This window comes from Nocardiopsis sp. NPDC055824, from assembly GCF_053616335.1.
Window position 1 is genome coordinate 1 of sequence record NZ_JBSHDN010000204.1, and the last position, 11,396, is coordinate 11,396.

At 72.6% G+C, this 11,396-nt stretch carries 10 protein-coding genes; 1 reads left to right on the forward strand and 9 read right to left on the reverse strand.

Features of this window, described 5'->3' with window-relative positions:
- Positions 1-64: 64 nt before the first annotated feature.
- The 9 genes from ACWGL3_RS27140 to ACWGL3_RS27180 all read right to left on the reverse strand — a co-directional run bounded on the left by ACWGL3_RS27140 (position 65) and on the right by ACWGL3_RS27180 (position 10,679).
- On the reverse strand, positions 65-1,495 hold the full coding sequence (locus ACWGL3_RS27140; RefSeq protein ID WP_452461943.1) for an endo-1,4-beta-xylanase: 1,431 nt from the start codon (positions 1,493-1,495) through the stop codon (positions 65-67).
- Positions 1,496-1,578: 83 nt separating this feature from the next.
- Positions 1,579-3,714, reverse strand: coding sequence for a glycoside hydrolase family 48 protein (locus tag ACWGL3_RS27145; RefSeq protein ID WP_267944612.1), 2,136 nt, complete (start codon positions 3,712-3,714; stop codon positions 1,579-1,581).
- Between the two features lie 540 nt (positions 3,715-4,254).
- The gene (locus tag ACWGL3_RS27150; RefSeq protein WP_267944613.1) at positions 4,255-4,974 is read right to left on the reverse strand and encodes a nuclear transport factor 2 family protein; all 720 of its coding nucleotides are present in this window, start codon (positions 4,972-4,974) and stop codon (positions 4,255-4,257) included.
- A 200-nt stretch (positions 4,975-5,174) separates the two neighbouring features.
- Complete coding sequence (locus ACWGL3_RS27155) at positions 5,175-5,846, reverse strand: maleylpyruvate isomerase family mycothiol-dependent enzyme (RefSeq protein ID WP_452461944.1); 672 nt, start codon at positions 5,844-5,846, stop codon at positions 5,175-5,177.
- A 110-nt stretch (positions 5,847-5,956) separates the two neighbouring features.
- Positions 5,957-6,778: an IclR family transcriptional regulator gene (locus ACWGL3_RS27160; RefSeq protein WP_355012695.1), complete on the reverse strand. Its 822-nt coding sequence runs from the start codon at positions 6,776-6,778 to the stop codon at positions 5,957-5,959.
- Positions 6,775-7,614 (reverse strand): carbohydrate ABC transporter permease, encoded by an 840-nt coding sequence (locus ACWGL3_RS27165; protein WP_267944616.1) that lies wholly within the window; start codon positions 7,612-7,614, stop codon positions 6,775-6,777. Before ACWGL3_RS27165 ends, ACWGL3_RS27160 begins: the two co-directional genes overlap by 4 nt.
- Complete coding sequence (locus ACWGL3_RS27170; protein WP_267944617.1) at positions 7,611-8,480, reverse strand: carbohydrate ABC transporter permease; 870 nt, start codon at positions 8,478-8,480, stop codon at positions 7,611-7,613. The genes ACWGL3_RS27165 and ACWGL3_RS27170 overlap by 4 nt, the downstream gene beginning before the upstream one ends.
- A gap of 87 nt (positions 8,481-8,567) precedes the next feature.
- Entirely contained in the window at positions 8,568-9,866 is a 1,299-nt protein-coding gene (locus tag ACWGL3_RS27175; protein WP_452461945.1) for an extracellular solute-binding protein, read from the reverse strand.
- 195 nt (positions 9,867-10,061) lie between these two features.
- Positions 10,062-10,679, reverse strand: coding sequence for an FMN reductase (locus ACWGL3_RS27180; protein WP_452461946.1), 618 nt, complete (start codon positions 10,677-10,679; stop codon positions 10,062-10,064).
- A gap of 239 nt (positions 10,680-10,918) precedes the next feature.
- Between ACWGL3_RS27180 and ACWGL3_RS27185 the strand changes: the two genes are divergently transcribed.
- Positions 10,919-11,362 (forward strand): hypothetical protein, encoded by a 444-nt coding sequence (locus tag ACWGL3_RS27185; RefSeq protein ID WP_452461947.1) that lies wholly within the window; start codon positions 10,919-10,921, stop codon positions 11,360-11,362.
- Positions 11,363-11,396: the final 34 nt, after the last annotated feature.

Below are 11,396 nucleotides of genomic sequence, written 5' to 3' on the forward strand. Positions count from 1 at the left end.
GGCCGCCGTGGGCGGCGCCCCCGGTCCCCGGCGCCCGGTCGTGGGGCGGGCGGGCCCGCGGGGGTCAGGTCCCGGTGCAGACGGGTTGCGGTGCGGAGACGGTCCCCTCGTGGGTGCCGGTGAGGCCGAACGAGGTGGACCGGCCTGCCGCGACCCTGGCGTTGTGGACGGCGTTCACGGCGGTGACGGCGGACCCGCTGCTGGAGACGGAGGCGTTCCAGGCGTGACCGACGCGTTCACCTCCGCCGAAGTCCCAGGTCACGGTCCATCCGTCGAGGTCCCTGCCGGCGGTGACGGTCACCTCGGCCTGGAAGCCGTTCGGCCACTGGTTGGTGACGCGGTACTCGGCCTCGCAGTCCCCGGCCGGGTCGGTGGGCTCCTCCGTGGGCGGGTCGGTCGGCTGTGGGCCCGGGGTGCCCCCGAGGGCCTCGTGGACCGCCCAGTAGGCGGGTTTGGGCTGGTAGGACTCGTCGATGGGCAGGGCCGCGCCCTGGCCGTCGAAGTGGTCGGGGACCCAGGAGTAGGCGTCGGTGACGCCCCAGACGGTCACGCCCGTGCAGCCGTCGACCTCCAGGCAGGTGGTCACGACCTCCCGGTAGTCGTCCGCCTGCCGCTCCAGGTCGGCCTGGCTCGCGGGGACGTTCATCCGGATGTCGAGCTCGGTGATCCGCACCTTCAACCCGAGGTCCGTGAACCGCTCGATGTTCTGGCGCATGCTGGCGGGGACCTGTCCGACGATCAGGTGGCTCTGGAAGCCGATCCCGTCCAGGGGGACGCCCTGGTCCAGCAGGTCGACGACCAGGTCGTAGTAGGCGTCGCTCTTGGCGTTGACGCCGTCGATGCTGTAGTCGTTGATGTACAGCTCCGCCGCGGGGTCGGCCGCCCTGGCCATGCGCAGGGACTCGGCGACGAAGTCCTCCCCCAGGGTGCGGTGGAAGACCGAGTCCCGGAACCGCGCGTCGTCCCCGATGGGCTCGTTGACGACGTCCCAGGTGTCGATCCGCCCGGCGTAGCGGCCCATGGTCGTGCTGATGTGGTCGTCCATGACGGCCAGCAGCTCGTCGGCCGTGAAACCGCCGCCGGACACCCACGAGGGCAGCTGGCTGTGCCAGACCAGGGTGTGTCCGTGGACGTCCTGGCCGTTGGCCTCGGCGAAGTCCACGACCCGGTCGGCGCCGGCCCACGAGTACTGGCCCCGCTGCGGTTGGACCGCCTCCCACTTGAGGTCGTTCTCGTGGGTGACGGAGTTGAACTCGGCGGAGGCGGTCTCCGCGTACTGGGCCTCTCCGAGGCGGTGGGACGCGAGGGCGGTGCCCATGAACACGCCCCGCTGGTCGGCCAGGTCCCGGAGGGTCTCCTCCTGCGCGGTCCCGGCCGGCGGCTCCTCCTGTCCGTGGGCGGAGGCCGCGAAGCCCCCGGCGAGCAGGCCCGCCGCGAGGACGGTCGCGGCGATGGCCCCGGCACGGCGGCGCGCGTGCCCCGTGTTCTCCGACATGGTCTCTCCTACCTTTCCACGATGTGGCGTTGCGGGATGGGGGGCCGGGCGCCCGCGGCGCCCGGCCCCGAGGTGGTCCGTGCCTATCCCGCGCCCTCACCGCCCTCCCCGGCCGTGCCGCCGAACAGCTCGCCGTGGGTGGCGAGCGCGGTGGCCACGTCGACCTGCGCCCAGAAGCGGTGGTAGGTGAACTCGGGGGCCTCTCCCCCGTCCAGGTAGGCCTGGACCTGCGGCCAGTCCTCGTCCTGCTCGTAGAAGGAGCGGATGGAGGCGAACGTGGAGTCGGAGTCGATCACGTCGCCGTTGGGCATCTGCCCGGTCCAGCCGTCGGGGACGTAGAGCCCGCCGTTCGGGGAGTCGAACGGGTCGTCGAAGCGCTCGTAGTCCGCCCTGGTCTCGGGGACGGCGACGCCCAGGTCGTCCTGGTGGACGAGCAGCGCGTCGAGCAGGCCCTCGGCGGTCTCCTGGGAGGCGGTGTCGCCGGTGGCGGCGGCGTAGTGCATCAGGGTCTTGGCCAGGCCGGCGGCGATGCCGACGTCCTGGTTGTGCGAGACGACCTCGACGCTCAGGTCCGGGTTGCCCGTGGGCTCACCGGTCCAGTCGTCGGGGGCGCCGCTCCACTCCATGTCGGCCGGGACGGCGAAGTCGCCGCCCTCGCCGACGGTGGTGTTGGCGATGGCCCAGGGCACCCAGGAGTCGAGGATGTCCCCGGCTCGCTCGTCCCCGCTGATGCGGTAGTACTCGGCCACGCGCTCGATGTCCCAGACCTGGAAGCCGAACCACCGGTTCGAGGGCGGGTCGTGCCAGACCGGCTTCTCGTCGTAGAACATGCCGTAGAAGGTGGGCGTGTCCGCGGGGGGCTGCGCGTAGGTGCCCTCCCAGCTGTTGGTCGCGCCGCCGGCGATGCCGCCGTCGGAGGACTGGAGCCACTGGAGGAACTCCAGCTGGCGGTCGAGGCTGGTGCCCCAGTCGTCGGCCCCGGTGGCCGACTGCGGCCGGAGCTCGTCGACCTCCGAGAGCGCGTAGGCGGCCATCACGTTCTGGTAGCCCTGGTGGGCGGAGGATCCGCCGATGCGCCAGGCCCAGGGGTACTGGGCGCTCTCCAGTGCGCCGCCCCAGGAGTAGTACCAGGCCATGAGGTAGTGCGCGGAGTCCTTGCCCGTTCCGGGCGGGCAGGACTGGGCGCCGACGCAGTCGCCGACCTCCTTGAAGTACTTGTCGAACATCGCGTAGCGCAGGTAGTCGCCCATCATCGCCGCGTTGGAGACGTTCTCCGCGATGGCGGACTCGTTGCCCTGCTCGCTCGCCCACTCGTGCGCGAGGTAGGCGACCTGGACGGCGCGCGCGTCGGCGTCGGGGGCGTTGGTGTAGCGCCACTGCTCCGAGGCCTGCGGGTCGTCGACGAACAGGTTGAGGTAGCCGGTGCCGTCGTCGCCGCCGTGCGCGAACGTCTCGCAGGAGGGGTGGGGCACGGTCTCCCAGACCGACTCGTTGGAGCCGCGCTGGAAGGTGTTGATGTAGGCGGGGGCCTCGTCGCTGCCGTCGCCGCAGAACCCGTAGCCGTACGTGTTGTCCACGTCCAGCAGCCAGTGCATGCCGTAGACCTCGTCGGTCCCGTAGGTGCTGCTGAGCTCGGCCGCGAGGGGGTCCTGTCCGGCCTCCACCCCCTGGTCGAGCGGCATCGGGTAGTCGCTGGGATCCAGGGACTCGGGGATGTAGGTGGCCGGCGACGAGGGGTCGTAGGCGCCGTTGGTGGGCTGGTCGGCGGTCCCGGGGATGATGAAGGCCTCCATGGAGGCCCAGGCGTCGTTGAACGGCTGCCAGTCGCCGGAGACGCGCCCGTAGGTCGCCTCCAGCCACAGGTAGTAGCTGAAGGCCTCCGAGGTGGTGGCGTGCCCGTGGTCGGGCGCCTCCACGATCAGGGTCTCCACGGAGTGGTAGGGGACGAGGAGGCCGTCGAACTCGCGGAAGTAGCCGCTGGACGGGTCCTTGATCTTGTCGTACTGCTCCAGGAAGGAGGCCTCGTACTCGGTGATCTCCGGGTTCTCGGCCAGGAGCGCGTCGGCCACGGGCGTGTACTCGTAGGTGGAGGCGGGCTCGGCGGGCCCGGCCTGGGCGGAGGGGGCCACCGTGAAGGTGGCCGCCACGAGTGCGGCGCTCACGGCCGCGGGGAGGGGCCACCGCCGTCTGCGGCGGCGGGTTGCGGGTCGGTCGGTCACATCGTTCTCCTCGGAGGGTGCCCCGCAGGGGCCTCTCCGGTGCCGCGGAGCAGGGGCGCGGCGCCCCGGGCGGTGCGTCGGCCGGGGTGTGGCGGCGCCTCGGCGGGGGCAGCGGGGGGCCGAGACAGGGGGCTTGTGCGGGCCTTGAGGACGGGGGGCGCTGGCCGCGGCGGCGTCGGCGTCGACGGTGCGGGGCCATGGGGGGCGCGGTGTCCGCGCCGGTCTCGCTAGCGGTGCCTTCCGGTGCCCAGGGGGACCCGATCCCTTTTCGGGAGCGCTCCCATGAGCAGTGCCGAAAAGTTAACACCATTGATAAGCGCCTGCAATGGGGTCAACCAGAGGAATCCGGCCCAGGATTCGTGATCTACGGGGCTTTTCGGACAGACAGTGGGAAGCGTGCCCGAAGGAGGGACCGGAGACCGCCGGACCCTCCGTCCCGGGGCCCGTCGGAGCCGGGACGGGACCGGCCCCCGCGCCCGCCCCGGAACGCGCGCGACCGACGCGCCCCGGCCCCCGGGGCGTTTCGGTCCGCCGCGGCGGTCAGCCCTCGGCCACCGGCCAGTCGACCAGGGTGACGGGCTCGTCGCCGAGCACCCACGCGTCGTGGTTCGGCGGCAGGCACACGACCTGTCCGGCGCGCACCTCGCCCTCCGTGCCGTCGTCCATCTGCCAGCGCAGGGCGCCCGAGACGACGTAGGCGCGGTGGTTCGCCATGCACTTCGCGGTACCCCTGGACTCGGCCATGTCCACCGTCCAGCGCCAACCGGGCCGCAGGGTCATCCGGACGGCGGTGTGACCTCCCACCCGCAGTGCCTCCGTGCGGGCCCGGTCGAGGACCTCGGTCTCCTCCGCCCGGGCGAAGTCGCCCGTCTCCGGCCGCGGGGCCGCGGGCTCGTCCCAGGCCTGCACCGTGGACTGGTGGGAGATCCGCCCGTCCCTCAGGTCGAGCATGGTCATGCTCATGACCCGGGTGCCGTCGGGGTAGGAGCAGCGCTCGGTGTAGGCGGCGTGGTCGGCGTCCACCACGCAGTCGAGGACCTCGTGGGTCATGTCGCGCGAGAAGACCTCGCGCAGGGCCGGCGCGATGGCGGCCTTCCCGTGCAGGACCGCCGGCCTGCTGGGCTGAGCCCTCTTGTCGATCATCTCCATCTCGGCGTCGTCCGCGAACAGCGCGAGCATCGCGTCGGCGTCCGCCGACTCGACGGCGCGCGTCAGCGCCCCGCTGTCGAACCGGGGGTCCGTCTCGGTACGGGTGGACATCGTCCGGCCCTCCCCTCCCCGCCCGGGCGGCCAACCCTTGACCGGTCGGGCTCTCTACCCAGTCTGCGCCCGGTCCGGGTCCCGCTTGCGTCAAGACGGGGCCATCTCTGCACATGCCGGCGGACGCGGAGGCCCCGGGCGCCGCCCCCTGCTGTCGGGGGCCGCCGTCGCGGGCCGCGGGGCACGGGGCCGCGTTGCCCTCACACGGCCAGGTCGGCCGCGGGCGCGGGCAGCGTCGGCAGGAACGGGGCCGCGGACGCGGCGTCGCCGCCGCTCCAGTCCATGGCGAGGATCTGGGCGAGGCTGCGCCGACCGGTCACGGCGCGGGCGAGCTCGAAGGCCGTGCCCCTGAGGGTGAGCGCGGCGCCCTCGCCGAGCGCCCACTCCTGGCCGGTGTCGGTCGCGACCACGCGCACCGGCGGGAGCTGCGCCGACCATCCCCCGGCCAGGCCGCCCAGCGGGAAGTCCGCGAGCTGGTCGGCGTCCTCGGTCTGCGCGGGCAGGCCGAGGGCGCCCCGGACGTCGTTCTCGTGGTGCCACACGTCCAGGGCGGGCAGGCTGTGGCGCCTGCGCCTCCGGGCGGTGAGGAGTTCCAGCAGGGCCGGGGTCGTGCGGGTCCACTCGGCGAGGACGGCCTCGAGGCCGTGGCCCTCCCGGTCGGCGACCTGGCGCGCGGTGACCTCGTCGCCGGCCGGAGGGGTGACGTCGCCGTGCACCACGTCGGCGCAGAGCCCGGCGAGGTGGGCGTAGACCTGCCTGACGGTCCAGTCGGGGCAGGCGGGCACGACGGTGTCGAGCTGCTCCCCGTCGAGGGTGGCGGCCAGGTCGAGCAGGCGGTTCTGACACGTCTCGTAGATGCGCGCGGAGTCCATCCCCCGAGCCTAACTAACAGCGTTAGGCCAGGGTGGGGCCGCCCCCGGGGAGGACGGTCCCCGCGGACGCCTCCCGGGTGCGGCTCCGGGGAGCGGGGGCCGCGGCGCCCCTACCCGCCCCGACGTGCACTGCTCGCTGCCTCGACCTGCCCGCCGCCCAGCTCGGCGGAGATGCGCGCGGCCACCGCGGCCACCTCCGGCCCCAGCCTGCGCACCTCGACCACCGGCAGACGGCTCACGAGGGAGGAGACGCTGATCGCCGCCACGGGGTCGCGGTTGTGGTCGAACACCGGTGCGGCGACGCAGCGGACCTCGGGCTCGTTCTCCCGGTCGTCGATGGCGTAGCCTCGCTCGCGCACCCGGCGCAGCTCCCCGGCGAGGACCGCCGGATCGGTCACCGTCCTCGCGGTGACCGCAGGGAGGCCCGCCGCCACCACGTCCTCCACGAGGTCGTCCGGGCAGAACGCGAGGATCGCCCTGCCCACCGCGGTGCGGTAGGCGGGCATCCTCGCGCCGATCCGCGAGGCCATCCGGACCGTGGCCGTGTTCTCCACCTTGTCCACGTAGACGACGTCGTGGCCGTCCAGCAGCACCAGGTGGCAGGTGTGCCCGGTGCGCCTCATGAGGTCGCGCAGGTGGTCCGAGGCGACCGAGCGCAGCTCCATGTCGTCCAGGTAGGCCTGCCACAGGGTGAGGGCGGCCGTGCCCAGGCGGAACCGTCCGCTGCGCGGGTCACGGGTGAGCAGGCCGTACTCCACCAGCGGAACGGACAGGCGCAGCACCGTGCTCTTGTTCACCCCCACGTTCTCGGCCACCTCGGTGAGGGTCGCGCCGCCGCTCCCGGCCGGGCTCGCCCGGACGAAGTCCACGATGGCCAGCGCGCGGCGCAGCGACGCCGACGAGTTGCGCCGGGGTGCCGGGGCCCGGTTCACCCCTTCACCGCCCCTCCCAGCCCCGAGGCGAGGCGGTGCTGCACGAACAGGAAGAACACCAGGACGGGGATCGTCATTAGGACCGAGCCCGCCATGATGCCGCCCCAGTCGTTCTGGTCCGGCTTGAAGAGCGACAGCAGGGCGATCGGCAGCGTCTGGTTCTCCTGCGCCGAGATGATGAAGGTCCGGGCGAACAGGAAGTCGTTCCACGTCATGATGAACGAGAAGATACTGCAGGCCACCACGCCCGGGGCCACGAGGGGGAAGAGCACCCGGGTGACGAAGGCGAGGCTTCCGGCGCCGTCCAGCCAGGCCGCCTCCTCCAGCTCCCGGGGGACCGCCGAGACGAAGCTGCGCAGCATCCAGATCGCCAGCGGCAGGGCGAACGCCGTGTGCACCAGCATGAGCGATCCCAGGTGGTTCAGGCCCAGTTCGGGGACCCCCTGGCCCACGGCGCGCATGAGGAAGAACAGCGGGATGGTCAGCGCCTCCACCGGGACCATCTGCGCCACCAGCACCATGACGAGCAGGGTGGTGCGGAGCCGGAAGCGGTAGCGGGTGAGCGCCACCGCGGCCAGGAACGCGCAGAGGGTCGAGGCGGTCACGACCACGACCGCCACCAGCGCGCTGTTCAGCAGGTACTGGCCGAACCCGTCGACCGTGAGCACCCGTCGGAACGAGTCCAGGGACGGGGTGAGAGTGTAGGGCGTGGTGTCGCCGGCCTCCAGTTCGGCGCGCGGCCTGAGCGCCGAGAGCAGCATCCAGTAGAGCGGCAGGGCGACGACCAGCGCGACGAGCAGTCCCGCGATGTCGTTCCTGAGTCGGCGGAGCGTCACAGGACCTCCCCTTGGCGGCGCAGGGCGCGCAGGTAGACGAGCGTGATCAGGAGGAGCAGCAGCGTGGTGATCACGCCGATGGCGGAGCCGAGCCCGTACTGGCCCGAGGCGAACGCCTTCTGGTACGCGTAGACGTTGAGCACGAGGTTCTGTCCGGCGATCCCGCCGCCCCCGGTCATGACGTAGATCTGCGTGAAGATCTTGAAGTCCCAGATGATCGACTGGATGGTCACGATGGTCACGGCCGGGCGCAGGATCGGCAGCATCACCGACCAGGCGATCCGGGACGTGGAGGCGCCGTCCAGACGCGCGGCCTCGACGACCTCCCCGGGGATGGCCCGGATGCCTGCGTAGAGGGTGACCATGACGAACGGGAACGAGCACCACACCACCTGCGCGCCGACGAGGCCGAAGGCCGACCACTTGTCGTAGGTCCAGGAGTGCCCGGCGAACTCGGTCAGGCCCAGCCCGGCGAGCGCCTGGTTGACCGGGCCGAGGGTGGGGTCGAACAGCAGGAGCCAGACCGCGCTGCCGGTGACGGCGGGCGTCGCCCAGGCCCCGAGTGCGGCGAGGAAGAGCAGGGTGCGCACCCAGGGGGTCAGCCGGGTGGCGAGCACGGCCAGCGCTCCGCCCACGGCGAGCGTGCCCGCGACGCACGCCGCGGCGAAGCCGACCGTGTTGAGCAGCACCTCCCAGAACTGGGCGTCCGCCAGCAGTTCACGGTAGTTCTGCCAGCCGACGAAGCGCAGGGGCTCGGCGCCCGTGACCTGGGGCTGGCGGTAGTCGAAGAAGGAGACGAGCACCAGCTGGTAGAGCGGGTAGACGAGCATCCCGCCCAGCACCACCGCGGCGGGCACCAGGTACATCCAGGGTTCGACCCCTCGGCTCCGGTTGCCGGAGGGTCCGCCGGTCGGGCGGCGGCGCAGAGCTGTCCGGTTGTCCATGTCGGCGCGTCACCCCCGCCCGAAGGCGTCGTCGAGGGCCCGCGCGGCCTCGTCCGCGGCCTGGTCGACCGAGGCGTCTCCCGCGGCCAGGCGCTGCACCATGGCCGGCAGGATGCCCTCGGCGTCGACGGTCGCCCAGGAGGGGGTGACCGGGACGAACCGGGTGCCCGCGTCGATGGTCTCGACGAAGGGGGCGATCTCGTCGTCGGAGGCGGCCAGCTCCGCCCGGACGTCGGTGAAGACGGGCAGGTTGCCCATGGCCTCGTACATGCGCAGCTGGTACTCCTTTCCGGCCAGCAGCTTCACGAACTCCACGGAGAGCGTGCGCCGCTGGGTTCCGGCGAGGACGCCGAGGTTGTTGCCCCCGGCGAAGGCCGGGGCGATGCTGCCGGGCTCGGTGCCCGGGAGCGGTACGACCGCGGCGTCGTCGGCGATGTCGCTGGCGCGCACCGCGTTGAGGTTGAAGTTGCCCCCGATGGTCATCGCGGCGCTGCCGGCCACGAAGTTCTGCACGGAGGCGTCCCCTCTCATCTCCGAGCAGGTCTGGGGCGGGCACACGTCGTCGGAGAGGATCTGCCCGTACAGCTCCAGGCCCTCCTTGGCCTCGGCGGAGTCGATGGTCGCGGTGTAGGAGTCGCCGTCGGGTTCGGCGATGTCGCCGCCGTGCGCCCAGACGAACGGCATCATCGCGTAGGTGTAGGCGCCGCCGGCGGAGACGCCCAGCATCCGCGGGTCGTCCTCGCGCACCGCCCGGCCGGTCTCCACGACCTCCTGCAGGGTCCGGGGGACCTCCAGCCCGAGGTCCCCGAGGACGTCGGTGCGGTAGTAGAGGGCGCGCACGCCGAGGAACCAGGGCACGCCGTAGTCGGCGCCGTCGACCCGTGCGGTGGCCGCGACGTCGTCGGAGATGTCCGCGCGGGGCTCCCAGTCGGCCAGGTCCTCGGTGAGGTCGGCCAGACCCGCGGACTCCACGTACCCGGCCAGGTCGGTGTTGCCGTACTCGGCGACGTCGGGGGCGGAGGCGGGGTCGAGGAAGGCGCCCTGGAAGCGCTCCGCGCGGGTCTCCACCGGGATGTACTGGACCTCGACCTCGACCCCGTCGTGCGCGGCCTCGAACTCCTCCACCGCCGCCGCCACGACCCGCTCCTTGGGCGCCTGGTCGACCTCGGAGAACAGCCAGACGCGGAGGGTTCCCTCCGTCTCGTCGACACCGGAGGCGGCGCCGCTGGTCTGGAGGGGCGCGCACGCGGAGACAAGGGCGGCAAGCCCGAGGAGCGCGCAGGCGCGCGCGGGTCCTGAGAATCGCATCGGTACTCCCTCACCAGGCCGGTGGGGTGGGGTCGGTGGGGACCGACAGCCTGGTGGAGTGACCGTAGTCACTCGGTCCGACTCCGTTGAAGGGAGGAGTGCCAATGTTGTGCAGGGCACAACGGAGGCGCGCAGTGCAGTGCACTGCGCGCCGTGGATCCGCCCCGGTCGGGCGTGTTCGGGGTGCGGCGGGGGTCAGGTTCCCAGGCCGGACATCAGTTCCGCGAACGACGTGGGCTCCTCGTAGGGGTCGTCGGCCCCGGGGGCGTGGTCGGCCGCGAGCAGGGCCAGCTGCCGTGCGGCACGGTCGACGCGCTCGGACAGCTCCCGACCGCCGCCTCCCGCCCCCCAGTCCTCCGAGGCCGCGTACACGCCGGTCGGCACGACCACGGAGCGGGTGTAGGCGAACATCGGGCGCAGCGCGTGCTCCAGCACCAGCGAGTGGCGCGGGCTGCCGCCGGTCGCGGCGACGAGCACCGGCGTCCCGTCCAGGGCCTCGGGCTCGACGATGTCGAAGAACGACTTGAACAGGCCGCTGTAGGAGGCGTTGAACACGGGGGTGACGGCGATGACACCGTCGGCGGCGGCGATGTCCTCCAGGACCCCGGGGAGCTCCCCGGTGGGCACCCGGGTCGTCATGGCGTTCATGATGTCGTGGGCCAGGTCGCGCAGCTCCACGACCCGGGTCTCGACCTTCTCCCCCCGGTCGGCCAGCGAGGCCTCGGTGGCGGCGGTGAGCCGGTCGGCCAGCAGCCGGGTGGAGGACGGGGTGCTCAGCCCCGCCGACACGGTGACGATCCTTCGGGTGCTCATGCCTGGCCTCCACGCGAAAGGTTTTCTAAGAAGAAGTTTCCTAGAAAGGATAACACTCGGAACGTCCGGCCCCCGGGGCCTATTCCCCGTGACCGGTCGGCCGAGCTCCTCGAGAACGCATGAGTTTCCCCCGCACCACCTGGGGGAACGCCCCGGCGCCCGTGCGGCTCACGTGTAGGGCCCTTCCCTGCGGCTATGTGCCTGGGAGGAGACGTCCCCTAGCGCGGAGGAAACGTCACATGAACGCACGTACCAGACCGTCGAGCGTCACCGCGGTCCTCGTCCTGCTCATCCTGATCACCCTCTACCAGCTCGGAGCCGGCGGGCTCGCCCTCCTCGGCGGGTTCGCCGCGCAGGCCGCGCCCTCGATGCCGACCGCGACCGAGGTCCCGGCCTGGGCCATCTTCGTGGCCGCCGCCGTCGCCCTCGTGTACGGGGGCGCCTCGCTGGCGCTCACCGTCATGGCCGCCCGGGGCCGTCCCGCGGCGCGGCCCGCGGCCCTGGGCGTCAACGCCGTCTACGGCGTGGGCATCCTCGCCCTGGCCTTCACCCCGGTCGCGGGACTCCCGGAGCTCGTCGCCGCCGCGTTCGCCTTCACCGTGATCGCGCTGCTCTACTCCGGGGGTGCCAGGGCGTACTTCGCCGGGAGCGCCTCCCCGGCGGCGCCGGGCCCCCTCGCCTGACACCCGGTCCGGGGTGCGGGGCGCACCCGCACCC

Bases quoted from the DNA above. Each gene is read 5' to 3' on its own strand.
- ACWGL3_RS27155 (WP_452461944.1), bottom strand. From the start codon at position 5,846: ATGGACTCCGCGCGCATCTACGAGACGTGTCAGAACCGCCTGCTCGAC.
- ACWGL3_RS27185 (WP_452461947.1), top strand. From the start codon at position 10,919: ATGAACGCACGTACCAGACCGTCGAGCGTCACCGCGGTCCTCGTCCTG.
- ACWGL3_RS27175 (WP_452461945.1), bottom strand. From the start codon at position 9,866: ATGCGATTCTCAGGACCCGCGCGCGCCTGCGCGCTCCTCGGGCTTGCC.
- ACWGL3_RS27140 (WP_452461943.1), bottom strand. From the start codon at position 1,495: ATGTCGGAGAACACGGGGCACGCGCGCCGCCGTGCCGGGGCCATCGCC.
- ACWGL3_RS27150 (WP_267944613.1), bottom strand. From the start codon at position 4,974: ATGTCCACCCGTACCGAGACGGACCCCCGGTTCGACAGCGGGGCGCTG.
- ACWGL3_RS27180 (WP_452461946.1), bottom strand. From the start codon at position 10,679: ATGAGCACCCGAAGGATCGTCACCGTGTCGGCGGGGCTGAGCACCCCG.
- ACWGL3_RS27170 (WP_267944617.1), bottom strand. From the start codon at position 8,480: ATGTACCTGGTGCCCGCCGCGGTGGTGCTGGGCGGGATGCTCGTCTAC.